The sequence below is a fragment of the Alcaligenes faecalis genome (assembly GCF_005311025.1).
Classification (GTDB): domain Bacteria; phylum Pseudomonadota; class Gammaproteobacteria; order Burkholderiales; family Burkholderiaceae_B; genus Alcaligenes; species Alcaligenes phenolicus.
Genome location: NZ_CP031747.1, coordinates 406301 through 432296, shown reverse-complemented (window position 1 = coordinate 432296; position 25996 = coordinate 406301). Strand labels below are relative to the sequence as shown.

27 protein-coding genes are annotated in these 25996 nt (G+C 56.3%); 7 read left to right on the top strand and 20 right to left on the bottom strand.

Translation table 11 applies throughout. From position 1 onward, the window contains the following. Window positions 1-91 precede the first annotated feature (91 nt). The 11 genes from D0C27_RS02010 to D0C27_RS01960 form a co-directional block, all read right to left on the bottom strand. Window positions 92-907, bottom strand: coding sequence for a TlpA disulfide reductase family protein (locus D0C27_RS02010; RefSeq protein ID WP_137430293.1), 816 nt, complete (start codon window positions 905-907; stop codon window positions 92-94). A 97-nt stretch (window positions 908-1004) separates the two neighbouring features. Beyond that, window positions 1005-1667 (bottom strand): phosphoribosylanthranilate isomerase, encoded by a 663-nt coding sequence (locus D0C27_RS02005; protein ID WP_035272792.1) that lies wholly within the window; start codon window positions 1665-1667, stop codon window positions 1005-1007. 59 nt (window positions 1668-1726) lie between these two features. After that, window positions 1727-3400 (bottom strand): TRAP transporter large permease, encoded by a 1674-nt coding sequence (locus tag D0C27_RS02000; protein WP_035272794.1) that lies wholly within the window; start codon window positions 3398-3400, stop codon window positions 1727-1729. A gap of 2 nt (window positions 3401-3402) precedes the next feature. After that, window positions 3403-4020 carry a TRAP transporter small permease subunit gene (locus D0C27_RS01995; RefSeq protein WP_035272797.1) on the bottom strand — a complete coding sequence of 206 codons (618 nt, stop codon included), beginning with the start codon at window positions 4018-4020 and terminating at the stop codon, window positions 3403-3405. Window positions 4021-4205: 185 nt separating this feature from the next. Further along, window positions 4206-5021: a tRNA pseudouridine(38-40) synthase TruA gene (truA, locus tag D0C27_RS01990; protein WP_137430292.1), complete on the bottom strand. Its 816-nt coding sequence runs from the start codon at window positions 5019-5021 to the stop codon at window positions 4206-4208. A 12-nt stretch (window positions 5022-5033) separates the two neighbouring features. Then, window positions 5034-6440, bottom strand: a complete 1407-nt coding sequence (locus D0C27_RS01985) for a type IV pilus assembly protein FimV (RefSeq protein WP_137430291.1) — start codon at window positions 6438-6440, stop codon at window positions 5034-5036. A gap of 2 nt (window positions 6441-6442) precedes the next feature. After that, complete coding sequence (asd, locus tag D0C27_RS01980; protein WP_026483365.1) at window positions 6443-7567, bottom strand: aspartate-semialdehyde dehydrogenase; 1125 nt, start codon at window positions 7565-7567, stop codon at window positions 6443-6445. A 45-nt stretch (window positions 7568-7612) separates the two neighbouring features. Further along, window positions 7613-8689 carry a 3-isopropylmalate dehydrogenase gene (gene leuB, locus D0C27_RS01975; RefSeq protein WP_009462147.1) on the bottom strand — a complete coding sequence of 359 codons (1077 nt, stop codon included), beginning with the start codon at window positions 8687-8689 and terminating at the stop codon, window positions 7613-7615. Window positions 8690-8809: 120 nt separating this feature from the next. Continuing rightward, the gene (gene leuD / locus D0C27_RS01970; protein WP_009462149.1) at window positions 8810-9454 is read right to left on the bottom strand and encodes a 3-isopropylmalate dehydratase small subunit; all 645 of its coding nucleotides are present in this window, start codon (window positions 9452-9454) and stop codon (window positions 8810-8812) included. 13 nt (window positions 9455-9467) lie between these two features. Continuing rightward, window positions 9468-10871: a 3-isopropylmalate dehydratase large subunit gene (leuC, locus tag D0C27_RS01965; protein ID WP_009462151.1), complete on the bottom strand. Its 1404-nt coding sequence runs from the start codon at window positions 10869-10871 to the stop codon at window positions 9468-9470. 234 nt (window positions 10872-11105) lie between these two features. Continuing rightward, entirely contained in the window at window positions 11106-12533 is a 1428-nt protein-coding gene (locus tag D0C27_RS01960) for a PLP-dependent aminotransferase family protein (protein ID WP_137430290.1), read from the bottom strand. A 178-nt stretch (window positions 12534-12711) separates the two neighbouring features. Between D0C27_RS01960 and D0C27_RS01955 the strand changes: the two genes are divergently transcribed. After that, window positions 12712-13143, top strand: a complete 432-nt coding sequence (locus D0C27_RS01955; RefSeq protein ID WP_035272810.1) for a carboxymuconolactone decarboxylase family protein — start codon at window positions 12712-12714, stop codon at window positions 13141-13143. Window positions 13144-13219: 76 nt separating this feature from the next. Here D0C27_RS01955 and D0C27_RS01950 read toward each other — a convergent pair whose 3' ends face one another. Further along, the gene (locus D0C27_RS01950) at window positions 13220-13864 is read right to left on the bottom strand and encodes a glutathione S-transferase family protein (protein WP_137430289.1); all 645 of its coding nucleotides are present in this window, start codon (window positions 13862-13864) and stop codon (window positions 13220-13222) included. A 103-nt stretch (window positions 13865-13967) separates the two neighbouring features. Between D0C27_RS01950 and D0C27_RS01945 the strand changes: the two genes are divergently transcribed. Together D0C27_RS01945 and D0C27_RS01940 are read left to right on the top strand one after the other, a co-directional pair. Beyond that, the gene (locus D0C27_RS01945) at window positions 13968-15080 is read left to right on the top strand and encodes a transketolase-like TK C-terminal-containing protein (protein ID WP_137430288.1); all 1113 of its coding nucleotides are present in this window, start codon (window positions 13968-13970) and stop codon (window positions 15078-15080) included. Between the two features lie 89 nt (window positions 15081-15169). Further along, window positions 15170-15817 (top strand): SGNH/GDSL hydrolase family protein, encoded by a 648-nt coding sequence (locus D0C27_RS01940; RefSeq protein ID WP_137430287.1) that lies wholly within the window; start codon window positions 15170-15172, stop codon window positions 15815-15817. Between the two features lie 117 nt (window positions 15818-15934). On the opposite strand, the gene D0C27_RS01935 is transcribed toward D0C27_RS01940, so the two are convergent. The 4 genes from D0C27_RS01935 to D0C27_RS01920 all read right to left on the bottom strand — a co-directional run bounded on the left by D0C27_RS01935 (window position 15935) and on the right by D0C27_RS01920 (window position 19876). Further along, window positions 15935-16762, bottom strand: coding sequence for a M48 family metallopeptidase (locus D0C27_RS01935; RefSeq protein ID WP_083053437.1), 828 nt, complete (start codon window positions 16760-16762; stop codon window positions 15935-15937). Window positions 16763-16828: 66 nt separating this feature from the next. Beyond that, window positions 16829-17890 carry a chorismate synthase gene (aroC, locus tag D0C27_RS01930; protein ID WP_035272817.1) on the bottom strand — a complete coding sequence of 354 codons (1062 nt, stop codon included), beginning with the start codon at window positions 17888-17890 and terminating at the stop codon, window positions 16829-16831. A 98-nt stretch (window positions 17891-17988) separates the two neighbouring features. Next, the gene (locus tag D0C27_RS01925; RefSeq protein ID WP_137430286.1) at window positions 17989-19455 is read right to left on the bottom strand and encodes a protein adenylyltransferase SelO; all 1467 of its coding nucleotides are present in this window, start codon (window positions 19453-19455) and stop codon (window positions 17989-17991) included. 10 nt (window positions 19456-19465) lie between these two features. Then, entirely contained in the window at window positions 19466-19876 is a 411-nt protein-coding gene (locus D0C27_RS01920) for a DUF2069 domain-containing protein (RefSeq protein WP_009462169.1), read from the bottom strand. 80 nt (window positions 19877-19956) lie between these two features. On the opposite strand from D0C27_RS01920, the gene D0C27_RS01915 reads away from it, so the two are divergent. Further along, window positions 19957-21312 carry a YihY family inner membrane protein gene (locus D0C27_RS01915; protein ID WP_240688288.1) on the top strand — a complete coding sequence of 452 codons (1356 nt, stop codon included), beginning with the start codon at window positions 19957-19959 and terminating at the stop codon, window positions 21310-21312. Then, window positions 21296-21757, top strand: a complete 462-nt coding sequence (locus tag D0C27_RS01910) for a CBS domain-containing protein (protein WP_009462173.1) — start codon at window positions 21296-21298, stop codon at window positions 21755-21757. The genes D0C27_RS01915 and D0C27_RS01910 overlap by 17 nt, the downstream gene beginning before the upstream one ends. A 20-nt stretch (window positions 21758-21777) precedes the next feature. On the opposite strand, the gene dusA is transcribed toward D0C27_RS01910, so the two are convergent. Continuing rightward, complete coding sequence (gene dusA / locus D0C27_RS01905; RefSeq protein ID WP_240688287.1) at window positions 21778-22770, bottom strand: tRNA dihydrouridine(20/20a) synthase DusA; 993 nt, start codon at window positions 22768-22770, stop codon at window positions 21778-21780. Next, window positions 22763-22951, bottom strand: coding sequence for a hypothetical protein (locus D0C27_RS01900; protein WP_137430284.1), 189 nt, complete (start codon window positions 22949-22951; stop codon window positions 22763-22765). Before D0C27_RS01900 ends, dusA begins: the two co-directional genes overlap by 8 nt. 22 nt (window positions 22952-22973) lie before the next feature. On the opposite strand from D0C27_RS01900, the gene D0C27_RS01895 reads away from it, so the two are divergent. After that, window positions 22974-23945 (top strand): homoserine kinase, encoded by a 972-nt coding sequence (locus D0C27_RS01895; RefSeq protein WP_021446523.1) that lies wholly within the window; start codon window positions 22974-22976, stop codon window positions 23943-23945. A gap of 14 nt (window positions 23946-23959) precedes the next feature. After that, window positions 23960-24736 carry a BPSS1780 family membrane protein gene (locus D0C27_RS01890; RefSeq protein WP_026483380.1) on the top strand — a complete coding sequence of 259 codons (777 nt, stop codon included), beginning with the start codon at window positions 23960-23962 and terminating at the stop codon, window positions 24734-24736. Here D0C27_RS01890 and D0C27_RS01885 read toward each other — a convergent pair. Beyond that, window positions 24733-25131 (bottom strand): hypothetical protein, encoded by a 399-nt coding sequence (locus D0C27_RS01885; protein WP_035272824.1) that lies wholly within the window; start codon window positions 25129-25131, stop codon window positions 24733-24735. The genes D0C27_RS01890 and D0C27_RS01885 overlap by 4 nt on opposite strands. 4 nt (window positions 25132-25135) lie before the next feature. Beyond that, a complete protein-coding gene (locus tag D0C27_RS01880) occupies window positions 25136-25996 on the bottom strand; it encodes a type II secretion system F family protein (protein WP_240688286.1) in 861 nt (286 codons plus the stop codon).

Genomic DNA, 25996 nt, shown 5'->3' with positions numbered 1-25996 from the left:
TATTATTTGAATAAAAACTTGTTTATTAAAATAAATAAAACCAGTTAAAAAACACAAAATAAAAACCGGAATCAATCTCAGCAAAATATTTCTATTTCAGCTTATTGATCTTGTCGTTCAAGGTTGCAGCAGACAACTCCCCGGCTCGGACATCAACCAAACGTCCCTGCTCGTCCAAAAACAAGGTTGTAGGCAAGCCACGACTGCGCACGGCCTGGCCCAGCTGCATTTGCGGGTCGCGCCACATATTATCCAGCTCCAGATTCTCGTCCATCAGGTACTTCTGGATCTCGGACAGTTCCTCGCCCTGGTTCGCAAACACGATATTCACGTCGGACCGGGTGGATTGCACTTGCTTGAAGGCAGGCATTTCGCGGCGGCACGGAGGACACCAGCTGGCCCACAAGTTAACGACCGTGACCTTGCCTTTATACAAATCCAGATTTTCCGGAGCACTGACATCAAGCTGCATAGGGATCAAGTCTATCTCGGGCAATGGCATGGCGGTTTCCACTCCCCCTCGTCCTGTCGCGACCATGATTAGCGAAAATGCCGCCACACCAACGGCCAACCCTCCCGATACAGCAGGCAAAACGGCCTTGTCACGCAGCACGCGCCACAGCACATAGAACCAGCCTGCCGTCACGGCTGCCGGGATCATCAGACCGCCGTCGCGCAAATCCAGCCAGCTCAAGGGTTCGCTTTGATAAAACGGCCATTGCTGGATCAGAAAACCCAAACGACCGACCAGCACACCCAGAATCATCGCGCGCCACAGCACCGATTCAGCTCGGGTCTGCTTGCGTCTATCCAGCCAGGCGGCCAGAAACAGCCCCAGCAATGCCGCGACCATAAAAGCAAATAGAGACGTGGCAAAGGTAAAGGGACCGAGCTGTATGCTTTGCATAAACATAAATCCTGACAAGACCAAATAAAAATCGACCCGCCATAAGCGGGTCGGGGCAATAAGTACAGACAGCGTCGCTGCTAAAAGATTCCCTCAATCAGGAGGCGCTACTCAAAATCTGCATGAATTGGCCCATTTTCGTTTTGCATTTGATGCCGGGTTCCAGCTCGACTCCACTGCTGACATCAATCGCATAGGGACGATGCAAGGCGACTCGTTCGGCCACATTGTCGATACGCATGCCTCCGGCAAGAACCAGCGGCGGCAGTCCGTCCTGGCCGTCCAGACGCGCCTGCAGCCCCTGAATCAGCTCCGGATCAAAAGCCGTACCGGTGCCGCCATAGGCATCGTGATAACCATCCATCAGCCAGGCTCGGGCATCCTGATACTTCAAGCACTGTTCCAGCAGGCCATCCACCGTATCCAGACCAGGCGCACCGACTCGGAAAGCCTTGATATACGGATGCGCGTAGCGACGGCATTCTTCCGGGCTTTCTTCACCGTGAAATTGCAGCAAGTCCGGTTGCACCTGTTCCAGAATTTCCCGAACAAAGCTCTCGGACGCATTCACAAACAGGCTGACTGCCTGCACAAACGCCGGCACACGGGCGCGCAGGGCAACAGCCTGCTCCGTACTCAGCATACGGGCACTTTTCGGGTAAAAGACAAACCCCACCGCATCCGCGCCCAACTGCACGGCAGCATCAATATCCTGCGCTCGGGTAAAGCCACAAATCTTGACTCGGGTACGGCTGAACATCACACATCCTTGAATAAAAAACGGGGGCCAGATGCCCCCGTGTGAATCATGAAATAAGCTTATTGGAAACTGCTGGCCGCGTCATCCATTCCAAATCCGTAGCTGTCAGAACCGTAAGTCGATTCCGTACCAAACTGGATTTGCGAATCCTCCAGCAGAACTTCGCCGTGCTTATAGTGCGTAACCAGTCCGGGGAAGACCAGTACCGTTGCCACCATCAACAACTGAATGATAATAAACGGTACCGAGCCCCAGTAAATATCCGTTGTGGCCACACGCTTGATGCGCTCGCCCGTGACCTTGTCGGTGTAGTCCTCTTTCGGGGCGACGGAACGCAGGAAGAACAGCGCAAAACCAAAGGGCGGGTGCATGAAGGAGGTCTGCATATTGACCGCCAGCAAGACACCGAACCAGATCAGGTCAATGCCCATCTTGTCGGCAATCGGCCCGAGCAGCGGCACAATAATAAAGGCCAGCTCAAAAAAGTCCAGGAAGAAAGCCAGCAGGAAGGTCAGGATACTGACGATAATCAGGAAGCCCCACTCACCGCCAGGCATGTCGATCAAGAGGTGTTCCACCCACAAATCGCCATTGATGCCACGGAAGCTCAGGCTAAAGACCGTCGAACCCACCAGAATGAAGACCACGAAGCAAGACAGGCGGGTCGTCGATTCCATGGCCTGACGCAGCAGCTTCCAGGACAGACGGCCACGAGATACCGCCATGATGATGGCACCGACCGCCCCCATCGCCCCACCCTCTGTGGGCGTTGCCACCCCAATAAAGATCGTACCCAGCACCAGAAAGATCAGGAACAGCGGGGGCACCATCACAAAGACCACGCGCTCGGCGATCTTGGACAGCATTTTCAGCTTGAGCAGCTTGTTGATCAGCGCGATCACCCAAGCCGTAATACCCCACAACAGCAGCACCACAACCACGTGCTCGTCCATCGGGATATTAGGGTGCGTGGCAAAGTAGTGCTGCGAACCGAAGTACGCCACCGCGGTTGCGACCAGCGTCAGCACAATCAGGGAGGTCAGGCCGCGGCTACCGTTATCTTCAACATAGATACGCGCTTCGGGCGGCAAGGCCGGGGCCGATTTGGGCTTGATGTAGGACATCACCACGATGTAGAGGATGTAGACCGCCGTCAGCAGCAAACCGGGGAGCATGGCGCCACGGTACATATCACCAATAGAGCGGCCCAGTTGGTCAGCCAGAATGATCAGTACGATGGAGGGCGGAATGATCTGCGACAAGGTCCCGGAGGCGGCAATCACCCCCGTTGCCAGCCTGCGGTCATATCCGTAACGCAGCATGATGGGCAAGGAGATCAGGCCCATGGAAATCACGGAAGCCGACACCACACCTGTTGTGGCGGCCAGCATGGCACCAACTAGCACGACAGCAATTGCCAAGCCACCCCGCAGAGGGCCGAACAACTGACCAATGGTCTCCAGCAAGTCCTCCGCCATCCCTGATCGCTCAAGAATAAGCCCCATCAGGGTAAAGAACGGAACGGCCAGCAAGGTATCGTTTTCAACAATGCCAAAGACCCGTTGCGGCAAGGCCTGGAACAAGGCCGGCTGCATCATGCCCAGCTCGATGGCGACCAGACCGTACAGGACACCAATCGCAGACAGCGTGAAGGTAACCGGGAAGCCCAACAGCAAAAACACGATCAAGTTGATGAACATGATCGGGGCCAGATTATCAGTCAAGAATTCCATTGTTACTGGCCCTTGGAAACAGAGATTGTTGCTTCATTTGCCTGGGCAATCTCGCGGATTTCCTGGGCAAGTTCTTCTTCGGCACTCAGCCCCCCATTTCTTAACAAGGGGTTGGGACAAGCACCACGCAAAAAGCCTATGCATTTGATCAGATGCGATACACCGGCCAGGGCTAACAAAAAGAAGCCAACGGGAATCAATAGCTTGACCGGCCAACGTATCATCCCCCCGGTATTGGAGGAGAGTTCGTTCAGCACATAGGATTGCTGGAAAAAGGGAATCGAGAGCCAGAAAATAAGCAGTGTGGCGGGCAAAAGGAAAAAGATCACGCCGATAACATCGATCCAGACCTGAACCCGGGGCGGGAATCGTTCCGCCAGAGCATCCACCCGTACATGCTCGTTGACAAAGAAGGTGTAACCGGCTGCCAGCAAGAAAATTGCACCAAACAAATACCACTGCAATTCAAGCCAGTAGTTCGAACTGACGCCGAACACTTTACGCACGATGGCGTTAATCGCACTGACCAACACCACGATCAGGGTCAGCCAAGTCACGGACTTACCAACGACCGTATTCAGACGGTCGATCAAACTAGACAATCGTAAGAAGAATTTCATGGCCTTGCTCAGGATATGGTCGCCTTCAGGATTCGCTTGTGGCTAATGCTCGAAGGTGGTCGGCCTTATACAGATAAGAATGTAAGAGAAGAAAATGGCTTCACATTTTATACGATTGAAGCATGTGAAGCCGGTTCGAATACCGGGGATAAACCCTTTAGAAACGGACTAAATCATGATTTTTTTCAGGCCGTTTCACCAAAACGCAATCCACTTAACTCATAGAGCAAATCGTAGGGATTGCTGGCGGGAATATCGAACTGCTTGGGGTAATCCACCCCGGCCAGATACAGGCCACTGGCATCGAAAGTCGGGGCTGACAAGCGGCGATCGCGCTGTGCCAATAAATGCAGCACCCAATCAGGCGGCTGACGGCCTTGGCCGATATAAATCAGCATGCCCATCAGATTGCGGATCATGTGATGTAAAAAGGCATTGGCGCTGAAACGGAACAGGAAAAAGTCGCCCTGCTGTTCAATCCGGATCTGCGACATGGTGCGCACCGGACTGGCCGCCTGGCATTGCGAGGAACGAAATGCGCTGAAATCATGTTCGCCCACCAGGTGCTGGGCGGCCTCTTGCATCAGAGCCAGGTCCAAAGGACGAAACACCCAGGCCACTCGACCATGCAACAAGGGGGAACGCACCCGGTGCTGGCGCAGCAGATAAACGTAATGACGGCCTTGGGCCGAGAAGCGGGCATGAAAATCATCCGGCACTTCGCGTGCCCATTGCACGGATACAGAGTCCGGCAGCAAGGCATTCAAACCGCGTACCCACGACTCCAGGCTGCGCTCGGCAGCCGTGTCCAGATGAACCACTTGATTGAGGGCATGAACGCCAGTGTCGGTGCGACCGGCGCAGATCGTAGAAACAGGCTGGGCCGTAAAACGGCCCAGTGCCTGCTCCAGAACATCTTGAACGGTGTTGCCACCTGCCTGACTTTGCCAACCCAGCCAGGATGTCCCTTCATAGCAGACACCCAGTGCGATACGTCTCATGGTGGCTTTGCCTTACTGACGTACAGGAGGTTCGTCCGAAGGCGGCTGATCCAGATCCAGATTGATCTTTTCCAGCTTTTCCCGAACCATCGCTTCACTGACAGGCGCAGGGGAATCATCGCCATGGCGATTTTCAGTATTGGCACGACGCAAAACCCAGGTCACCAGGACCACAATCAACGCCAGTACCACGGCCATCACGGCCAACATATGTTCTTGAATCCAGGACACGGTCTTTTTTGCCTTGTTAACTGCACCGGCCATCTTGCCCTGTTCGGGCTCGGACGGCACGGAAATCGCTCCTGCCACGGCGGCAGAAGAAGCGGCGCCTGAGGCGCCAGAAGAAGTATTAGCAGTAGCAGCATCGCTGCCGGAGTCACCCAGACCCAGCTCCTGCGCTGAATCCAGGATCAGATCTTTAGCGGCCTCGCCTTGGGACTGCAAGGCACGGCCCAGGGTGGAGACATTCTCTTCCAGCTGCGAGACACGATCACCAGTCTCGCGCAGCTCGTGCTGCAATTGCTGTTTAGCGTCACGGGCATCCGCCCCTGCCGACAACAGCAAACGATCCTGGCCTTGCGCCTGAGCACCTGGCTCGCCGGAGCCTGTTTGTGCCACACCTTGAGACGCATCCGCCTGATCCTGCCCTGCTTGCGCGGCGGAGCGCAAGGCCTGAGCCTGGTCAACATAGAAGCGGCGGGCTTGGGCATCGTCAATGGACAACATGGCCGCCGCATCAGGAATCTGTAGCGTTTGGCCCGCCTTCAGGCGATGCATATTCTGGTCGATGAAGGCATTCGGGTTCTGCTTTTGAACCGCCATCATCCACTGATAAGAGCTGACACCATCCACCGCATGGCGGCGCGCCAGGGCATGCAAGGTATCACCCGATTTCACGCGTACCGCACTTTGGGTCTGCACACTGGATGCAGAGCTCGAAGCAGAAGCCTGCACTGATACCGGTGCCCGATACGCTGCCTGTGGCTGAGCCACTGCCTTCACGGCCACCGGGGCCGGAGCCAGTACACTGACCTGATGCAGGAACTGCCCGCTATCACTTTGAATCTGCAAGAGCACATCGGCCACCGAGCCCGAGAACATCTGCTCGGAGGACAACCGAATGCGTCGTACTTGCCCCTGCCCATCCCGCTCGATCACGGCCTTCAAGGAGTCCAGATCAACCGGAGGGGTCAAGCCCGCCTGTTGCCAGGCGGACAAGGGGGCAGGTGTCACCTTCAAGGACAGGCTTTCTTCAGGGCTGATCTGTCGAATGCCCACATCCAGCTTGAAAACCTGATTAGGAGCCGACACAAAACGACTATGACCGATTTCCAAGGCGGAAACCGGCGCAGCCGCCAGCATCCCGGCCAATAGCAGGGCCGAACCCAGCGTACGTACAGGATGCAGGCGGCCAGCCATGATTAGAGCTCGCCCAAAGCGATGCGCAACATGCGGCGCAGCGGTTCAGCCGCACCCCACAGCAACTGGTCGCCAACCGTGAAGGCGCTCAGGTACTCGGGGCCCATGTTCAGCTTGCGCAGACGGCCCACAGGGATATCCAGCGTGCCGGTGACGGCAACCGGAGTCAGCGCTTCGACCGTGGCTTGACGCTCGTTAGGCACAACCTTGGCCCACTTGGAACCTTCAGCCAGGATGTCGGTGATCTCGTCCAGCGGAACATCGCGGGTCAGCTTGATGGTCAGTGCCTGGCTGTGGCAGCGCATGGCACCGATACGCACGCACAGACCGTCGATAGGAATGTGCTTGTCCTGTGCACCACGGCCCAGGATTTTGTTGGTTTCCACACCGCCTTTCCACTCTTCACGCGTCATGCCGTTACCCAGATCGGAGTCGATCCAGGGGATCAAGCTACCGCCCAGGGGTACGCCAAAGTTTTTCTGAGGCAGATTGGGGTCGCGTTGTGTCTGCAAGACACCGCGGTCAATATCCAGAATGGCCGATGCGGGATCGTCCAGCAGGCTGGAGACGGACTGGTTGATCAGACCGAACTGAGTCAGCAGTTCGCGCATATGCTGTGCGCCACCGCCGGAAGCAGCCTGGTAAGTCATGCTGGTCATCCACTCAACCAGATTCTGGTTGAACAGACCGCCCAGACCCATCAGCATGCAGCTAACCGTACAGTTGCCACCGATGAACTGCTTGCCACCTTTGGCCAGTGCAGCATCGATAACAGGACGGTTGATCGGGTCCAGCACGATCACGGAGTTTTCATCCATGCGCAGCGTGCTGGCCGCGTCAATCCACAAACCATTCCAGCCAGCAGCACGCAGCTTGGGGTAGATCTGGCTTGTGTAATCTCCACCCTGGGCGGTCACAATAATTGGCAACTTTTTCAAGGCATCAATATCGTGGGCGTCCTGCAATGGGCCAGCACCGTCAGCCCACGAAGGAGCTGCGCCGCCAGCATTGCTAGTCGAGAAAAACACCGGCTGAAAAAGGGAAAAATCGCCTTCGTCGCGCATGCGCTGCATGAGCACGGAGCCCACCATCCCACGCCAGCCGACCAAACCTACCGCTTGAGTCATGGTAATACCACCTGGATATATAAAAAAATAAAACGATAAAAGATACTATCGCAAAGCCTTGAGCACTGCATCCCCCATAGCACTGGTGCTCAGCAATTGGCAACCGTCTTCGTAGATGTCACCGGTGCGCAGACCTTGTTCGAGCACGCTGGCAACCGCCGCTTCGATACGCTTGGCCTGGTCTTCTGCATTGAGCGAGTAGCGCAGCAACATGGCAGCGGACAAAATGGTGGCCAAAGGATTGGCCTTGTCCTGACCGGCGATATCGGGTGCCGAGCCGTGGCTGGGTTCGTACAAACCTTGCTGGGATGCGTTCAGAGATGCCGAAGGCAACATGCCAATGGAGCCTGTCAACATGGCCGCTTCATCCGATAGGATATCGCCAAACAGGTTACCTGTGACGATCACGTCGAATTCTTTTGGTGCGCGCACCAATTGCATGGCGGCGTTGTCCACATACATGTGGCTCAATTCCACGTCCGGATATTCGCGGGCCACATCAATCATGATGTCACGCCAGAACTGGGATGTTTCCAGCACATTGGACTTGTCCACGCTGCACAAGCGCTTTTGACGTTTTTGTGCGGCCTGGAAACCCACGTGAGCGATACGGCGCACTTCGCTTTCAGCATAGTGCATGGTGTCAAAGCCCTGACGCTCACCCGCGAAGTTGCCCTCTTCCACCGTACGCACGCCACGAGGCTGACCGAAGTAAATATCACCTGTCAATTCGCGCACGATCAGGATATCCAGACCGGACACAACTTCTGGTTTCAAGGTAGAAGCGTTAGCCAGTTGCGGGTACAGGATGGCGGGACGCAGGTTGGCGAACAGGCCCATGGCACGACGCAAACCCAAAATGGCTTGCTCGGGACGCAGGTGACGCTCCAGCGAGTCGTATTTCCAGTCACCCACGGCGCCGAACAGCACAGCGTCGGAGTTTTGAGCCAGGCTCAGCGTTTCAGGTGGCAGGGGGTGGCCGTGCAAATCGTAAGCGGCGCCGCCCACGGGAGCCACGGTCATTTCCAGATCCATGCCCAGAGCACCCAGTACGCGCTGCGCCTGTTCGGTAATCTCGGGACCGATGCCATCACCGGGCAATACTGCAATTTTATGAGTCATGATGAGTAGGACGTAAAAATTAGGGAATAAGTGTGAAGAACTCCGGCCTGATGGCCGGAGCATCTTGGCTGCCCCAGAAAGGCAGCAACAGCGAAGCTTCTACAAAACCTGCACCCAGGCTCAAGGCTGGCCGACCAGCCAGGGGTGGCGGGCCAGACGCTCGGCTTCGTACTGACGGATCATGTCCGCTTTCTGCAAGGTCAGGCCAATTTCATCCAGACCATTCAAGAGGCTGTGCTTGCGCGACGCATCGATAGTGAACGGCAATTCACGGCCTTCAGGCGTGATCACGCGCTGTTCGGCCAGATCAATACGCAGCTTGTAGCCGGGGAAAGCTTTGACTTCATCGAACAGGCGGGCAATATCCAGCTCGTTCAGGACGATGGGCAGCAAGCCGTTCTTGAAGCTGTTGTTGAAGAAAATATCGGCAAAAGACGGCGCGATAATGGCGCGAAAACCATATTGCATCAAGGCCCAGGGAGCGTGCTCACGGCTGGAGCCACAACCAAAGTTCTTGCGCGCCAGCAGCACGGAAGCGCCCTGGTAGCGGTCCTGGTTCAGCACAAAGTCCGGGTTCAGCGGGCGGCGGGAATTGTCCATGCCGGGCTCGCCGTGATCCAGATAACGCAACTCATCAAACAAGTTGGGGCCAAAGCCGGTGCGCTTGATGGATTTGAGGAACTGCTTGGGGATGATCAAGTCCGTATCCACGTTCTCCCGATCCAAGGGAGCGACCAGACCTTCATGAGTAGTAAATGCTTGCATGGTGTGGATTTCCTCAGTTGAACGAACGCACGTCGACAAAATGGCCGGCAATGGCGGCAGCCGCTGCCATGGCTGGGCTGACCAGGTGGGTACGACCACCCTGCCCCTGACGTCCTTCAAAGTTACGGTTGGAGGTCGAAGCGCAACGCTCGCCCGGTTCCAGACGGTCAGCGTTCATGGCCAGACACATGGAGCAACCAGGCTCACGCCATTCAAAACCGGCGTTCAGGAAAATCTTGTCCAGACCTTCTTGCTCGGCCTGACGTTTCACCAGACCGGAGCCGGGAACAATCATGGCCTGCTTGACGTTGGAAGCGACTTTGCGACCCTTGGCCACGCTGGCAGCCGCACGCAAGTCCTCGATACGGGCATTGGTACAGGAGCCAATGAACACGCGGTCGATACGGATGTCGGTCAACGGCATATTGGGCGTCAGGCCCATGTACTCCAATGCACGCTCCATGCCATTGCGGGTGACTTCGTCTTTTTCTTTCTCTGGATCGGGTACGCGGCTGTCAATAGGCAACACCATTTCAGGCGAGGTGCCCCAAGTCAACTGAGGGGTGATCTGACTGGCATCGATGCGAATCACGCGATCAAACTCGGCACCTTCGTCAGTGTGCAAGGTGTTCCAGTAAGCCACAGCCTGATCCCACAACACGCCTTTGGGCGAGTAAGGACGGCCACGCAGATACTGAATGGTTTGCTCGTCCACAGCCACCATGCCTGAACGTGCACCGGCTTCAATCGCCATATTGCACACGGTCATGCGGCCTTCCATAGACAAGGCGCGAATTGCCGAGCCGCCGAACTCAATGGCGTAGCCGGTACCACCAGCAGTACCGATCTGACCGATCACGTACAGGATCAGGTCCTTGGCAGTACAGCCAAAAGGCAGCTTGCCGTCCACCTGGATCAGCATGCTCTTGCTTTTCTTCATCAGCAAGGTCTGAGTGGCCAGCGTGTGCTCGACCTCCGAGGTACCAATACCAAAGGCCAAAGCGCCCACGGCACCGTGCGTGCTGGTGTGGGAGTCACCACAAACCACGGTCATGCCAGGCAAGGTCGCGCCCTGCTCAGGGCCGACAATGTGCACAATGCCCTGACGCACGTCGTTCATGCGGAATTCGGTAATGCCGAATTCTTCGCAGTTGGCGTCCAGGGTATCGACCTGCAGGCGCGAGATCGGGTCTTCAATGCCGTTCTGGCGGGAGGTGGTGGGGACGTTGTGGTCCGCCACAGCCAGGTTGGCACTGATGCGCCAAGGCTTGCGGCCGGCCAGAGTCAAGCCTTCAAAGGCCTGGGGGCTGGTCACTTCATGCAGCAAGTGGCGATCAATGTAGATCAAACAGGTGCCATCCGTGTCCTGATGCACGACGTGTTCGTCGAACAACTTATCGTATAAGGTTTTTGCCATTGCGCTCTCGCGATTCAGTTGAAATTACAGTCCGCACAAAGCGGGCTGCACATTAATTTTTTCTTATTATGACAGGCGCAGTAACTGGGACAAGACCAGTTTCCATACTAGTATTGGGACTACCACCCTAAATAGAAACATGCCCCTGAAAAAGGTCTCCCGGAGCCTTGTCAAAGAAGGCTCCGGGAGACCAACGTCGTCAGCCATGGCGATTGCTGCAGGCCGGACTCTTGTTCAAGAAGGTTCAGCAATGGCCAAGCTCAAACGTTCTACCCATTCATCGGCCATGCCCTGATCGCTGATATTGGCAAAGCCCATCAACAGCCCCTTATGCACAGCAGGCGATATTTGCCAATCGCTCAAGGCCTGAACGGCCAGGCCATGTTCCTGGGCAGCCTTGGCCAAAGGCCGGTCATCTTCTGCCCTCCTCAAATTGGCAAGCACATGAATCCCCCCTGCCTGGCTTTGCACCTGCAAGCGCTCCCCCAGTATCTGTTGCAGAGCCTGCACCAAATAAGCCCGACGTTGTGCATACAAAGCCCGCATCTTGCGCAAGTGCCGCGCAAAGTAGCCCTGCTCCATGAAGTCCGCCACGGTAGCCTGCGTCAGGATGGAACCCGGCCCGCCTGAATAGTGAGCCGCCTGCTGGAAACGCTCCACCTGGGACAGGGGTGCGACCAAGTACGCCAGCCGCAAACCGGGATTCAGAACCTTGCTGAAGGTGCCGGTATAGATCACCCTGTCGTCCCTATCCAGACTTTTCAGGGCAGGCAAAGGACGTCCGTGATAGCGAAACTCGCTGTCGTAATCGTCCTCCACAATCCAGGCCTGCTGCTGTCTGGCCCACTCCAGCAATTGCAAACGCCTGGGTAGGGACATGGCCATGCCCATAGGGCTTTGATGAGTGGGGGTCACGATGGCAAAGCGTGCCTGTGGGCAATGCTGCTGTCCGGCTATAAGGTTCAGGCCGTCTTCATCCAGCGGCACCGCATGCACTTGCATGCCGGCCTGCTTCAAGAACTGGCGGGCAAAAATATAGCCAGGATTTTCGTACCAGCCCGCGTCACCCGGATTCAGAACGCTACGACACACGAGCTCCAGCGCCCCCCAATACCCGGCCGTCACAAAGATCTGCTCCGGCAGACAAGCTATGCCGCGCGATACGCCCAAATAAGCCGCAATAGCCCGCCGCAACGGCGCATAGCCCACCGGATCGGGGTAACGCATTGCCACGCCCCCCAAAGAGCGCTGATTCTGGTTGGCCAGTCGTGCCCAGGTCTTGCGCGGAAAGGCATCCAAAGCCGGCAGGCCCAGTTGAAATGGCAAAGGGGGTGAGTCTTCTGCTGGTACATATGGCGAGGCACGCAGGGATGAGGCAGGGACACTGGCATATCTTTTCGCAGCCAGACTGGCCAACTGCGGTGACACCACCGTTCCTGCCGGCCCTCGTGCCTGAAAGTAGCCTTCACCCAGCAGGATTTGATAGGCCTGCTCCACCGTACCCTTGGCCACATTCAGCTCACTGGCCAGACTGCGTATGGATGGCACCCGGTCGCCGGGGCGCAATTGGCCTGCAGCAATCGCATCCCGAAAGCGCTCGTACAACTGCTGATAAACAGGAATGCCTGGTTCCCGGCTGGGTTTCCAGTGGCGTAGATCCATACCCATGTCCTAGTCAATTATTGTTTTCTTGTCACTGATGACCAGGACACTACTCATGGATAATCAACAAGTAAAGCGGATAGCTCGGCTTGATACTCAGACTGACGCAAACAGTTAATCCCGCCCCATACAGCTCCGGCCTGCTCCGCCCCCTGTCTTACTTTCGATTGGATACGCCATGAGTGCACTTCGCCTTCCCTACGACACCCTGTCTCCCAAAGCCTATCAAGGCCTCCTGCAAACGAAGCTGGCTTTGGACAAAAGCAGCCTGGGCAAAGAATTGATTGAGCTGGTTAATTTGCGCATTTCGCAAATCAACGGCTGCTCCTTTTGCCTGGAGATGCACGCTGCCTCCTTGCGCAGCTCGGGCGTGCTCAATGCCAAGATAGACAGTCTGGCAGGCTGGCGTGTCAGCGCGCACTTTGACGAACGCGAACGTGCGGCTCTGGAATGGGCAGAATCCGTGGTGGATGTTGCTCACACTCATGCACCCGACGAGCACTTCGAGCCTTTGAAAGCCCATTTCAGCGATACGGAAATTTCGGATCTGAGTTTTGCGATTGCCTTGATGAGCGCATTCAATCGCTTGGCCATCAGCATGCGCAAGTAACCACAAGAGATGATCCTGCAGCACAAGCAGTAGAAGTCCCACGCAACAAGCCAGGCGTCAGGCGGAATCAGACCGTTCAGCGGCAAGACGGAGCGGTCGGTTTATTGGCCAGCAACCCCGCCTGCACCGCAGGCCTTGCAGCAATCACCTCCAGCCACCGTTGCACATGCGTATACGGGGTGATATCCAGGCTCAGCTCGCCCCAGGTTCTTAGCCAGGTAAATGCGGCAATATCGGCAATGCTGTAATTTTCCGAAGCGATAAAAGCGGATTCACTCAGTCTGCTGTCCACAACCTGGTAAAGCCGAAGCGACTGTGTTTGGTATCGCTGTATCGCTTCGGCATTTCCTGTTTTCGAGCCATGCAAAAACCACCACAGTTGCCCCAGCATCGGACTAATGCTGCCAATCTGGAAATGCAACCATTGCTGCACAGCGACGTTTTCAGCTTCCGTCGCGGGCAATAGGCATCCCGTCCTGGATGACAAATAAGAAAGAATCGCGCCAGACTCGAAAACAGTCAGGCCGCTTTTCCGATCAACGATGGCGGGAATCTTGCCGTTTGGATTGATCTTGAGGAAATCCGTTTGATGCTGATCTCCCCTATCAAGATTAAGGTCAAACTGCTCATAAACCAGTCCAGCCTCCTTGAGAAAAATGCTGACCTTCTGCCCATTGGGTGTGTCCGCCGTATAGAACACGAGATCGCTGGCTTGTGTCATGACTATCCTTGCTGGTGAATATAGTTGCAATTACAATAGTTGTAAATGCAATCGTAAATCATGACACCCAGTCATGCAAGAAACCCATCAGCAGAGGTAAACCATGAATTTGGAGCGTCTTCGTCCGCCCACCGCTACGCCGCAAACCCGGATGGCGGCGGCGGCGTGCCTTGAAAAACTGGCAACGCAAGACATGGAGCGAGCCTGTCTTACTGCCTCTCCTTACCGTGCGCTTCAAGTCATCGCCCAGGACTTGGCACAAGACGATAAAACCCATAGCAAAATGTGGATCGTGCGGGCTTCTCCAGGTCAGGCATCCGGGCCAGCCTCAGATAAGACTGACATGGACGCAGGCAATATCAGCGCATGGCCGCTCTGGTTTCGAGATGGGCCTGAACACTTCGAGATCCCATTGCTCTATCTGCTGCGTTCCGAATCCGTCGCCGGACTGCGCGCTGCGATATACGAAGCCGCCGAGCGCGGCATTGTGTGCAACGCCGCTGAGATCACCACCTCGCGGTGGCCCAAAAGCGTACAGCCCGCCGTTCCGCTTTGGCTGGCCAACAGCTTGAACGGCATCCCCTACGACCCTGCTTCTGGGCAGGAAACGCTCGCTATTTTGCGTTCCGCCCTGCAAGCCATGTACGTAGACGACGAGCCCGGTTTTCTCTATATGACACTGCACGATGACACTGGAAAGGTGCCAGCCTCACGGCAAGCCGATGTACAGGAAGCGTACAAAGGCATGTACCAACTTCTTGCTGCGCCCGACTCGGCGATCCGTTTACTGGGAGCCGGTCAGGCATTGGGAAACGTGGTCGAGGCGGCCAGACTCCTGCGCGAGGACTGGAATATCAGCAGCGAGGTCTGGAGTTGCCCCAGCTATACCCGTCTGACACGAGAAGCTCAGGAGGTGGAGCGCTGGAACATGCTCCATCCGCTCTCCAAGAAAAAAACAGCGCATCTTCAGAACTGCCTTGGATCGACGCCATCGCCCGTGTTAGCCGTCACCGGATATGGGCAATACATTGCCGAGCAGATCGGCGGCTTTGTTTCTGCCCGCTTTGTCGCCCTGGGGGCCGACTCTCTCCCAGAAGCAAGTAGATTTCCCAGCGCGCCATGGATTGTGGCCGCCGCGCTCAAGGCGCTTGGTGATGAAGGCCTCTTGCCCATGCGACAGGCAACAGAGGCATTGAAGCGATATGCACTGGTCTGACACCTGGCAAAGCAATCAAGCGGCCTGGTCATCAATAAACTCGATCCTGCTACGGTATAAAGTATCTGGAAAAACGCTATGGAGCAGTCATGAAACACATTCTTGTCTACTCTGATTCCTTGTCATGGGGAATTATTCCTGCAAGCAGAAAGCGCCTGCTTTTCGAGCAACGCTGGCCAGGTGTCATGGAGATTGTGCTGTGCGCCGCAGGCCAGAAAGTCCGGGTTATTGAAGACTGCTTGAATGGACGACGAACCGTATGGGACGACCCTTTCAAGCCTGGACGCAATGGATTAACAGGCTTGGCACAGCGGATTGAAATCCATTCCCCTCTTGATCTGGTCATCCTGATGCTGGGGACGAATGACTTTCAGTCCATGCACGAACACAATGCATGGCATTCATCACAAGGCATCCTGGCGCTGGTATCCACCATCCGCTGCGCAGCGATTGAGCCGGGCATGCCCATACCCCCGATACTGGTCGTGGCGCCACCTGCCATTCAAACCCCGAAAGGACCTATCGCACCGAAGTTCCAGGGCGGCGAACACAAATGTGTCGGGTTGGCGCTCGCCTATCGTCAGGTGTGCGAGGAAGTGAACTGCCATTTCTTTGATGCTGGCAGTGTCATTAGCTCCAGCAAGGTCGATGGCGTTCACCTTGATCCTGAACAGCATTTGATTCTTGGGAAAGCGGTGGCCGAAATATCGAGTTCACTGATTACCAGGCGGGCATGAATAAGGCTCGGCTTGAGCACAACTTAGCAAAACCAAGTGCCAGAACCATGGCACAAAAACGTCCTCAATATTAAGGACGTTCTTCGTTTCGAATGTAGTACCTCTAACGCCGGTCTTTCACGGTTTGGCCGCCTGCTGATACAAAGGCATGACCCGTTCCGAGATCGCCTGCAAATCCGCAATACGGGTTGAGGAAGCCGGGTGAGTAGACAGGAACTCCGGCTGACTTCTGCCCTGCTCCAGGGCCCCCATCTTCTGCCACAAGGTAACCGCAGCACGCGGGTCGTAGCCTGCACGCGCAGCCAGCTCAACACCAATCAGATCGGCCTCGGATTCGTGAGTGCGGCTGTTAGGCAGTTCAAACATGACTTCGCTGAGCGTACCGCCCAAATCGTTCACAGCCTGCACACCAGTCAGGGCGGAGAGCACCGTCAAACCGAAAGAAGTCGCCATTTTCTGGGATACCTGCTCACGCGAATGCTCGCGCAAGGCGTGAGCAATCTCATGCCCAATGACAGCAGCCAGTTCCGCGTCCGTTGGCTGAATCCGTTTGATCAAGCCGCTGTAAACCGCCATCTTGCCGCCCGGCATGCACCAGGCATTAACTTCGTCCTCATTGATGACGTGGACTTCCCAATTCCAGGAGCGGGCGTCCGCACGGAAAACACCGACTTGATCGATCAGGCGTTGGGCAATGGACTTGACCCGACGAGTCTGGGCCGCATCGGTATCCAGCGCCTTTTGCTGCCGAGCCTGGGACAAGACCTGAGCATAATTCTGGGCCGCCGCCTGATTGAGCTCGGCCTCGGACACCAGATTGGAGATGAATTGTTTGCGCTCGACACCTACCGTCCCGCTTTCCGTCGTCTGCACCGTGGCACAGCCCGTCATGGCCAGTATCAAACCCGCCGCCAAAAGGCGTTTTCCTTTCGCAATACCTTTCATGCTCAGCTCCAAAAAACAAACCTGACAAGAAAATGAAGTGCTAGGGTCCTGCGCAAACCCTCAGTTTCAGACGCCGCACTGCGAACGATGACGCAGACAATGATCCATCAACACAATGGCCAGCAAGGCTTCGGCAATCGGCGTGGCACGAATACCCACACAAGGATCGTGACGGCCCAGTGTCTGCACCTCAACCGCTTCACCGGCTCGATTCACGGAAGGACGCATGGTACGGATGCTGGCAGTAGGCTTGATCGCCAGGGAAACCGTCACGGCCTGCCCGGAGGAAATACCACCCAATACGCCACCGGCCTGGTTGGTCTTGAAACCATCGGGGTACAGCGCATCACCGTGCTCCGAGCCTTTTTGCGTAATGCAATCAAAGCCAGCGCCAATGGACACGCCTTTTACCGCGTTCAATCCCATCATGGCATGGGCGATATCAGCATCCAGACGGTCATATATAGGTTCACCCCAACCTGCAGGCACGCCTTCGGCCACGACTTCAATGCGGGCACCAATGGATTCGCCTTCTTTACGCAGCTCGTCCATATAGGCTTCCAGCTGCGGCACCACGTCCAGGTCTGGCGCGTAAAAGGGATTCTGCTCGACCACATCCCAGCTTTTGAAAGGAATAGAGATAGGACCCAGTTGGCTCATATAGCCGCGAATCTTCACGCCGAAGTGCTCGGCCAGCCATTTCTTGGCAATTGCACCGGCCGCCACGGTAGGCGCAGTCAGGCGAGCTGAAGAGCGACCACCACCACGCGGGTCGCGGTTCTCGAACTTCTTCCAGTAGGTGTAATCCGCATGACCGGGACGGAAGGTATCCAGCAGATTGCCGTAATCCTTGCTGCGCGCATCGGAGTTGCGAATCAGCAGGCTAATGGGGGTGCCAGTTGTACGACCTTCGTAAATACCGGACAGAATTTCCACCTGATCCGGCTCACGGCGCTGAGTCACGTGGCGCGAGGTGCCAGGACGGCGGCGATCCAGTTCAAACTGAATATCCTGTTCAGACAGCTCCAGGCCCGGAGGGCAGCCGTCGATCACTGCGCCAATCGCTGGACCATGAGATTCGCCGTAATTCGTGACGCGGAAGCTTTTACCTAGAGTATTGCCGGACATAGAGAAAGTGAACGCAAAGAAATGAGGAAAAATAAAAGACAGGCACGATTATGGCATTGTTCCCGAATCCGGACATGCCCTGCACCGCGCCCGGTCTTTCAGGAAGAGCAACTGACGGCCAGCTCCGCACTGCCTTCTGGCGGCGGCATGGCATAGGCCTCAAAACCGGCCCGCTCGGTGTATGGGTCGCGCAGCAGCTTCAGCAAGGTGTCAATTTCGCTGGCGTCATCCTTGGCAGCAGCCTGGATGGCCTGCTCGGCCAAATGGTTACGCAGCACATACAAAGGATTGACGCGATTCATGGACTCGCGCTGCTCTGGCGTGTCGGAACCGTCCAGCTTCAGACGCTGGCTATAGGCTTGCCACCATGCCTGGGCCTGATCTTCGGAACCCTCAAACAGGCTCAGGAAAGCCTCGGGTGCCTTGCTGGCCTGTGCCAGAGCACGGAAGGACAAGGTGAAATCCGCCCCGCTGTTGTGCAGCAAGCGCCACCAATCATCGACCAGTTGCGCATCATCTGCTTGCCAGGTACGCAGGCCGAACTTGGCCTGCAAGTTGGCGTGATAGCGCTTCAGAAAACTGGCTTCAAAGGTTTGTAAACGCTCTTTCACCGCATCCACATCTGGATCCAGCACCATCAAGGCACTGGCCAGGCGATACAAGTTCCAATGCACAATCGCTGGCTGTGCATTCCAAGCATAACGGCCTTGATTATCGCTGTGATTGCAGACGTGATTCACACGGAATCGGTCCATGAAGCCGTACGGACCGTAGTCAATGGTCAGGCCCAGAATGGACATATTGTCAGTATTCATGACGCCGTGGCAAAAGCCGACAGTCTGCCAGTCGGCCACCATTTCTGCGCTGCGATGCGTCACTTCCTGCAAGAAGCGGCAGACGCGCTCCTGCTCCGAATCGCCTTCGACCAGCAGTTCCGGATAGAACTCGCGCAGCACATAGTCCAACAATTCACGCACACGGCTTGCGTCGTTGGCCCAATGTTCAAACGAGCCAAAACGCACAAAACTGGGGGCAACACGTGTCACAATCGCGCCCGTTTCCACGGTTTCCCGGTACACAGGCGTATCCGAAGTGACCAGGGCCAAGGCCCGGCTGGTGGCAATGCCCAAACCGGCCATGGCCTCACTGGCCAGATATTCGCGCACACTGGATCTCAGCACGGCACGGCCATCGCCCATACGGGAATACGGGGTTTTGCCGGCGCCCTTCAACTGCAATTCCTGCGGGCCCGTGGGGGTATCGATTTGCCCCAGCAAATGCGCACGGCCATCGCCCAACTGTCCTGCCCAGACACCGAACTGGTGACCACTGTATACAGCCGAGACCGTCAGGCCACCCGGCAAGGGGGCTTGGCCGCTGACTACATCCAGAAATTCCTGTTCCCCCAGACGGGAGACATCCAGGCCCAATTGCGCCGCCAATTCCTTATTGACGTGCAGCAGGCGGGAATTGGCCAGGGGTTGCGGAGGAACCGCCGTATGGAAAGCCGAGGGCAAATCCGCAAAATGGTGACTGATGGCCAGGCCATCGAACAAGCTGGACATACAGACCCCCTTAGGCCGATTTGGCGGCTTTGGCAGCCTCGGCTTTTTCGGCCTTGCTGCGCTGCTTGGCTGCTTTCTTGGCAGGCCAGAGATAAAAAATGGCGCAGAAATAATAAATCAGGGACAGAACAATCTCTGCAATCGCCCAGGGCATGACTTCAGCCACCGGGTCCGACCAGGCACGCATGACCCCTTCCGCGAAGTACAGCAGAATCATCATGGACGTCCATTGCAGGGTATATAAATTGCCCTTGAGCACGCTGCGCAGCGGCAGCACCAAAGGAATCACTTTCAGCACCAGCCAGGAGCCGCCGGGTTTCAGGGGCGCAAAATGAAGCTCCCAGGCCAGGCACAAAGCAATCAAGGCGACCAAAGCCAGGGCCGCCACTCGATGAAGTATGGGGTTTAAAGGTTCATGCATGCTGTTATTATCACCTGAACCCTGTCGAAAAGCAGCGTCCGCCGCATCAAACCGCTATGAAAAACGACGAGAACTTCCCTATGCCCTCTGAGCAAGCTGAACAAACAGACTTGAACCCAGATAACACCGATCCTGTATCCCGGCAGGAGCCCTCGCCCGCCCCCACTGCCAAACATCACTTTTTAAGTGTGGCGCGCTTTGCCATCAAGCGGGTGGCCGAAAAAGATCTGATGAAGGTAGCCTCCAGCCTGACCTACACCACGATCCTGGCCATTGTCCCCATGCTGACGGTGGTGCTGGCGCTGTTCACGGCCTTTCCACTGTTTCAGGAATTTGAAAGTGCCCTGGAAGGGTTTTTGACCCGTAACCTGATGCCCGAAGTGGTGTCAGAAAACATCATGTTGTATCTGAACCAGTTTGCCTCCAAAGCGTCAGGCCTGACGGCGGTAGGCAGCTTGTTCCTGATTGTCACGTCCATCATGCTGATCATGACCATTGACGAGACCTTCAACAATATTTTCCAGGTACACGTGCAACGCCCACTGGGACAACGCCTGCTGGTGTACTGGGCCATTATTTCGCTGGGCCCGATTCTGACCGGTGCCAGCCTGTGGGCTACGACCATTCTGGCCAGGGAGTCCTTGGGTTATATCGGCGACTTGTCCGGCATAGTGACCTTTGCCCTGTCTTACGTCCCCTTCCTGTTTACGGCCCTGGGGCTGACAGCGCTGTTCATGTACGTGCCCAACCGCCGCGTATGGTGGCGCGACGCCCTGATTGGCGGGGTAGTCACCGCCGCCTTGCTGGAGCTGATGAAAGCCGGTTTCGCCTTTTACCTGACCCGCTTTCCCACCTACACGATTATCTACGGCGCCTTTGCCATCCTGCCGATCTTCCTGCTGTGGATCTACATTTCCTGGCTGATCGTCCTGTTGGGCGCTTCCATGGTGGCCATTTTGCCCGATTGGCGTGGCCGCAACTGGGTCAAGACCAATGTGCCCGGCATCGCCTTTACCGATGCCGTGAACCTGCTCTACCAGCTGTGGCTGAACCGTCAGAGCCAGCAGGGACTTAGCGTACGTGAACTCAGCCACAAGCTGGAACGCGACCCGGACGAGCTCTACGGCATTTTATGCAAGCTCAAGTCCATGGGACTGATTGCTGATACCCAGCAAGACAATGACGAACAGTGGGTACTGAGTTGCGATCTGCGTCAGGTCAGCCTGAAACAACTTACCAAGGCATTTCTGCTGGACCGCGCCCATACCCACGAGGGTCCGCTAGAATATGTATTCAATTATCTTTCTCAGTTTTTCGATCAGCGACTATCCAATCTGGAAGAACTGTTTGAGTCGCCACAAGGCATTCTGACAGGACAACCAGCCATACTAAACGCCGATCCCGGTCAGGAGACCCAGTATGCTAAAAGTCAGTGAAATCCTGCGTGTCAAGGGAGACACGCTTTATACAGGCACCCCCGAAATGACCGTTGAAAAAGCGGTACAGAGCATGAGCGAGCTGGATATTGGTTCGCTGGTGATCATGGAGCATGGTCAGTTGGTGGGTATGTTGACCTTTCGCGAGATCATTCGCCACTGGCACGCTCAGGGCGACAAGGCCCAGGGCTTTACGGTGCGCAGCATCATGGATGACGCCCCTGTCAGCGTCACCCCCAACACCAGCGCCGACGAGGTACAGCGCCTGATGCTGAACAACCACGCACGCTATATGCCCGTGATGGACGGTCCCGTGCTGATGGGAGTTATTTCCTTCTTTGATATGGCCCGCGCCATTGTTCACGCCCAGCAGTTCGAGAACAATATGCTCAAAGCCTACATCCGCGACTGGCCTACCGATTCCGAGCAAGCCAGCGCATCCTGATCCCCTGGATCTGGCCGCCTTTACTGACGGCGTTGCAATTCTTCCCAGGCCTGCGCAAGCAGGCCTGGATCGTTCTTGGCCAACCAATGGTGATCTGACAAGGTACGACGCCACTGACGTGCGCCCTTCTTGCCGTGCGGCCAGCCCAACATGCTCTTGATCACAATGCGTAACGGCACACCCGCCTGAACATGGTGCCGGGCATAAGCAATCATCTGCTCCACCACAGCGTCCTCGTCCATCAAGGGATGCTCGGGCCAGAGGCGACGATGAATCTCGCTTAATACCGCTGGCGTATGCCAGGCTGCCCGGCCCAGCATCACGCCATCGAACTGTTCTTCCAGCGCTAGCGCCTGATCCGGCTCCTGAATGCCACCGTTCAAGATGAACAGTGCTTCAGGAAAGTCCTTTTTCAACTGCATGGCCATGTCATAGCGCAAAGGCGGAATCTCCCGATTGTCCTTGGGCGACAAGCCTTTCAAGACCGCATTGCGGGCATGAACCGTAAAGACTCGACACCCGGACTCGAACAAAATCCCCACAAAGTCCCGCACAAAGTCGTAGGACTCGTTGTAATCCAGCCCCAGCCTGTGCTTGACCGTCACGGGCACAGAGACCGCGTCCTGCATGGCTTTGACGCAGTCTGCCACCAATTGCGGCTCGTTCATCAAACAGGCACCGAAAGCGCCTTTTTGAACCCGCTCCGAGGGGCAGCCACAGTTCAGATTAATTTCGTCGTAGCCCCACTTTTCACCTGCCAGAGCGCTGGTCACCAAGGCGTCCCGGTCGCTGCCCCCCAGTTGCAAGGCAACTGGATGCTCCGCCTGATCAAAATCCAGATGACGTGCCTGATCGCCGTGCGTCAGTGCACCCGTGGTGATCATTTCAGTAAACAGCAAAGCGCGCGGCGCCAGCAGACGATGAAAAAAGCGGCTGTGGCGGTCAGTCACATCAATCATGGGCGCCACACTCAAACGCCACATCTGGCTGTCCGGCATCACAAAATTAGTCATAAACAGGGAGCAAATAGCCTGATTTCAGGCTTGGTGAAAAAGGGAAAACACCCATTTTAATGGTTTCAGCCGACCACAGGATGAAGATAAAGCGCGGTAAATCGCCGCAAGGCTCCAAAAAGCGGGCGCACTGGTCTAAAATCGGCCGTTTGACATACTTGCGCGCCTGATAGTGCGCCAACAACCGGACCCTCACTGAAAGCATGGCTGTTTTTACTTCTGTCAGCGAACTTGACGCCCGCGAACTGCTGGAACAATACACAATTGGCGAATTTGTTTCCTTACGTGGCATTACCGCCGGCATTGAAAACACCAATTACTTTCTGAGCACCACCCAGGGCGAGTACGTTCTGACCTTGTTTGAAGTCCTGACGCTGGAACAACTGCCTTTCTATATCGAGCTGATGCACCACCTGGCCGCCAAAGGTGTCCCAGTGCCCGAGCCCATGACCCGCCGCGATGGCAAACGCATCTGTGTCATGCACGGCAAGCCGTGCTCGATTGTGACGCGCCTGCGTGGTGGTTACGAGCCCGAGCCCACGGTTGAACATTGTCGCCAGATCGCCCGTACACAAGCTCAGGCCCACCTGGCTGCGCAGGACTTCCCTCTGGAACAACCCAATCTGCGCGGCCTGAGCTGGTGGCAAGCCACCGTTCCCCAGGTTCTGCCCTTTCTGGACGAGAGCCAGTCCGAGCTTATCCAGACCGTCTTGCAAGAGCAAAGCCGTTTTGCCGACAGCGACACCTATCGCGCCTTGCCACAAGGCCCGGCTCACTGCGACCTGTTCCGCGACAACGTGCTGTTTGCCGGCACCTCGGAAGCGCCCCAGATGGGCGGCATTATCGACTTTTACTTTGCCGGTTGCGACACCTGGCTGTTTGATGTGGCCGTTGCCGTAAACGACTGGTGTATCGACCGCCTGAGCGGTGCCCTGAACCTGGAAAAAGCCCAGGCTTGGCTGGAGTCCTACGCCCAGGTGCGCCCCTTTACCGAAGCCGAGCACAGCGCCTGGCCTATACTGATTCAGGCCGCCGCGCTGCGCTTCTGGATCTCGCGCCTGTACGACTTTTATCTGCCCCGCCCCGCTCAAACCCTCAAGCCGCATGACCCGCGGCACTTTGAGCGTGTGCTGCGCCAGCGTCGCGACCATGCTGTACCGGCGCTCCCTCGATAAACACGGATACTGATATGCAAGCTGCCAAGCTCCCCTTTCTTTACGGGTGGTACTGGATTCAGGAAGGATTGCGCTTGTTCAAGCTGCAACCGGCTGCTCTGTTCTTCTGGAGCTTGATCACCTCCATCCTGATCAATCTGAGCAATATTTTCCCCATCATCGGCCAGATGGTACTGATCGTACTGGTCCCGACCATGACCTTTATCATTCAGAATGCCTGTCGCCGCATTCATGAGGGCGAGGTCATTCGCCTGGGCATGTGGACCGAGCCCTTGAAGCCCGCCCCGGTACGCAACCGCCTGATCAAACTGGGCATCATTTACTTGTTGGCCTGCCTGGTCGTCGGCTTTGTGGCGACTTTCCCTTTTGTGAATGAGCTGTCCCAGTTGATGGACAACAGCAATGCCACTCCACAGGAAGTCATGGCGGCCTTTCGCAAGCCCATCATTTTGTTCTTCGTGCTGTACCTGGGCCTGTCCGCCCTGTTCTGGCACGCTCCCGCCCTGGTAGGCTGGCATGCCATCCCGGTCAAGCAAGCCCTGTTCTTTTCCATGGTGGCTTGCTGGCGCAACAAGGCCGCCTTCCTGCTGTACGGCCTATGCTGGGCGGCTGCCTTCTTCGCCATCCAGACTCTGGGCGAATTGCTGCTGGGAGCGGGTTTAAGTCCAGGCACGGCCACCATGGTGCTGACACCTATCAATCTGGCGATGGCTGCCATCCTGTACGCCAGCTTCTACCCGGCTTACCGCAGCGTGTTTGGTGATCCGATGCGCGACGCCGCACAAGGCTAAGCCCGGTCCAGCCATACCCCGCCCCCTGTTTGACGTATTTCCTGCAGGGCGGCGGCCCAGGGCGAAAACTGCTCCGGCCCCGACAGAGAAGTGACCGGCGCCTCCAGTACCGATCTGGCTTTTCTGTGCCAACGTATCGCTCCCGCAGGTACAGCCGGACAAAACCTCAAGGGCTGATCACCCTCATCCAGAAAGCAGATATCCAGAGCCTGCCGCATTCCCCATAGGTGCACCGCCCTACAAGGCCGCAGCCACACCGCAACTGCGAAACTCTTGTTCTGTGGCAATGCCTTCCAGCCACGCCAACGGGCCCAGAAAGTATTGGCGTCGAACAGATACAAGGGCTGCTGTGGCACCTGTTGCAGCGGCTGTTTGATCAGTACTGAGATAGACATCGCCCTAGCCTCCCCCTGCCAGCCAAGGGCCTAGCAGGCTCATCGCAATCACCAGAAACGTGCAAGGGAAAATGCACACGACCAAAGGGGCCAGCAAATAAACAGGCAGCTTGAGGGCTCTTTGCTCGGCTTCCAAGTGCAAATGACTACGCAATTTTTCTGCTTGAGCGCGTAGCAACAAAGCCAAGGACAAACCCGTGTCCTGTGCCAGTTCCAAAGACAAAGCCAATTCCTCCAGCTCTGCCTGCCTGAAACTCAAAGCGACATTGCGCATGGCTTGCGGCAAACGTCGTCCCGCCCGAACCTCGCCCTGTACCTTGTTCAAGCTGATCAGCAGACTGCCTTGCGGTAGGGCCTGCGTTGCACGCGCCCAGGCTTGCTGCAAGCCCAGTCCGGACTCGACAGCCAGCACCAGCAGATCCAGAAAAAATGGCAAGTCCCGGCGGCAACGGAAATGATGCTGACGCTGCAGTTTTCTTCCTCGTGAGATAGCTTGCAGTACGCTCAGGAAGAAGCCAGTCACAGCCAGCCCTGCAAGCTCCATCAATGAGGCTCCCTGAGTCAACAAGAAAGCACTGACAAGACTTGTGAGCAATCCAGTCAAGGCCACACGTTTGCTTAAAAACCCCCGTACTTCCTTGGCATACGAACCCCACAAACGCTCAGGCCACTCATGCATAAAAGGCAAGGACAGGCAGAGATTCAGAGCTCTGGAAAACGGGGCTTCCCAAGCCTGCCAGGCCGCCTGCCCCAAACTGCTGCCGCCTTGCAGCAAAAGCAGATAACGACCGCGCCAAGCCCACAGGAATGCCATCAGGAACAAGGCTGCACTCAAGGCAGAGAGCATCCAGATCAGTGTGATCAT

Bases quoted from the DNA above. Each gene is read 5' to 3' on its own strand.
- D0C27_RS02010 (WP_137430293.1), bottom strand. From the start codon at position 907: ATGCAAAGCATACAGCTCGGTCCCTTTACCTTTGCCACGTCTCTATTT.
- D0C27_RS02005 (WP_035272792.1), bottom strand. From the start codon at position 1,667: ATGTTCAGCCGTACCCGAGTCAAGATTTGTGGCTTTACCCGAGCGCAG.
- D0C27_RS02000 (WP_035272794.1), bottom strand. From the start codon at position 3,400: ATGGAATTCTTGACTGATAATCTGGCCCCGATCATGTTCATCAACTTG.
- D0C27_RS01995 (WP_035272797.1), bottom strand. From the start codon at position 4,020: ATGAAATTCTTCTTACGATTGTCTAGTTTGATCGACCGTCTGAATACG.
- truA (WP_137430292.1), bottom strand. From the start codon at position 5,021: ATGAGACGTATCGCACTGGGTGTCTGCTATGAAGGGACATCCTGGCTG.
- D0C27_RS01985 (WP_137430291.1), bottom strand. From the start codon at position 6,440: ATGGCTGGCCGCCTGCATCCTGTACGTACGCTGGGTTCGGCCCTGCTA.
- asd (WP_026483365.1), bottom strand. From the start codon at position 7,567: ATGACTCAAGCGGTAGGTTTGGTCGGCTGGCGTGGGATGGTGGGCTCC.
- leuB (WP_009462147.1), bottom strand. From the start codon at position 8,689: ATGACTCATAAAATTGCAGTATTGCCCGGTGATGGCATCGGTCCCGAG.
- leuD (WP_009462149.1), bottom strand. From the start codon at position 9,454: ATGCAAGCATTTACTACTCATGAAGGTCTGGTCGCTCCCTTGGATCGG.
- leuC (WP_009462151.1), bottom strand. From the start codon at position 10,871: ATGGCAAAAACCTTATACGATAAGTTGTTCGACGAACACGTCGTGCAT.
- D0C27_RS01960 (WP_137430290.1), bottom strand. From the start codon at position 12,533: ATGGATCTACGCCACTGGAAACCCAGCCGGGAACCAGGCATTCCTGTT.
- D0C27_RS01955 (WP_035272810.1), top strand. From the start codon at position 12,712: ATGAGTGCACTTCGCCTTCCCTACGACACCCTGTCTCCCAAAGCCTAT.
- D0C27_RS01950 (WP_137430289.1), bottom strand. From the start codon at position 13,864: ATGACACAAGCCAGCGATCTCGTGTTCTATACGGCGGACACACCCAAT.
- D0C27_RS01945 (WP_137430288.1), top strand. From the start codon at position 13,968: ATGAATTTGGAGCGTCTTCGTCCGCCCACCGCTACGCCGCAAACCCGG.
- D0C27_RS01940 (WP_137430287.1), top strand. From the start codon at position 15,170: ATGAAACACATTCTTGTCTACTCTGATTCCTTGTCATGGGGAATTATT.
- D0C27_RS01935 (WP_083053437.1), bottom strand. From the start codon at position 16,762: ATGAAAGGTATTGCGAAAGGAAAACGCCTTTTGGCGGCGGGTTTGATA.
- aroC (WP_035272817.1), bottom strand. From the start codon at position 17,890: ATGTCCGGCAATACTCTAGGTAAAAGCTTCCGCGTCACGAATTACGGC.
- D0C27_RS01925 (WP_137430286.1), bottom strand. From the start codon at position 19,455: ATGTCCAGCTTGTTCGATGGCCTGGCCATCAGTCACCATTTTGCGGAT.
- D0C27_RS01920 (WP_009462169.1), bottom strand. From the start codon at position 19,876: ATGCATGAACCTTTAAACCCCATACTTCATCGAGTGGCGGCCCTGGCT.
- D0C27_RS01915 (WP_240688288.1), top strand. From the start codon at position 19,957: ATGCCCTCTGAGCAAGCTGAACAAACAGACTTGAACCCAGATAACACC.
- D0C27_RS01910 (WP_009462173.1), top strand. From the start codon at position 21,296: ATGCTAAAAGTCAGTGAAATCCTGCGTGTCAAGGGAGACACGCTTTAT.
- dusA (WP_240688287.1), bottom strand. From the start codon at position 22,770: ATGACTAATTTTGTGATGCCGGACAGCCAGATGTGGCGTTTGAGTGTG.
- D0C27_RS01895 (WP_021446523.1), top strand. From the start codon at position 22,974: ATGGCTGTTTTTACTTCTGTCAGCGAACTTGACGCCCGCGAACTGCTG.
- D0C27_RS01890 (WP_026483380.1), top strand. From the start codon at position 23,960: ATGCAAGCTGCCAAGCTCCCCTTTCTTTACGGGTGGTACTGGATTCAG.
- D0C27_RS01885 (WP_035272824.1), bottom strand. From the start codon at position 25,131: ATGTCTATCTCAGTACTGATCAAACAGCCGCTGCAACAGGTGCCACAG.
- D0C27_RS01880 (WP_240688286.1), bottom strand. From the start codon at position 25,996: ATGATCACACTGATCTGGATGCTCTCTGCCTTGAGTGCAGCCTTGTTC.